The 381-nt window shown below is 73.5% G+C and carries 1 protein-coding gene; it reads right to left on the bottom strand.

What is annotated here, in order from left to right; genetic code table 11:
• Window positions 1-63: 63 nt before the first annotated feature.
• Window positions 64-381 (bottom strand): DUF3093 domain-containing protein (locus AC1DYG_RS20575; protein ID WP_477641683.1); only part of this gene is annotated, 318 nt, incomplete at its 5' end.

Here is a 381-nt window from a genome sequence, read left to right as displayed (position 1 = left end):
CTCCATGGCCGGGCACCGCTCTCGTTCTTCGATCGGGCCGCTCCGGGGCGAACGGGGGCGCGGTCAGCGGCCGCCGAGTTCCGCCGCGAGCTTCTCCGGGTGACGCGTGCTGACCAGCCAGTACGGCGTCGGATCCTCCGGGTCGTCGAGCACGATCAGCACCATCGGCTTGACCCAGGTGCGGTGCTGGACGAAGGCGGTCGGGTCGAGCTGACGCCCCAGGGCCGCGGACTTCGCGGTGCCGGGAACCACCGCGACCCGGGAGATGACGTGGAGCGGCAGCCTGGCGCGGCCGACGCGGAGTTCACCCGGGCTGCCGGGCGCCCCGTCGACGACCTCGACGCGGAGGCGGCTGAGCCACAGCAGTCCCCACACCGGGAA

The organism is Pedococcus sp. P1_H8 (assembly GCF_056405175.1).
The sequence above is the reverse complement of the archived record's forward strand: the minus strand, read 5'-3'. Positions and strand labels throughout refer to the sequence as shown.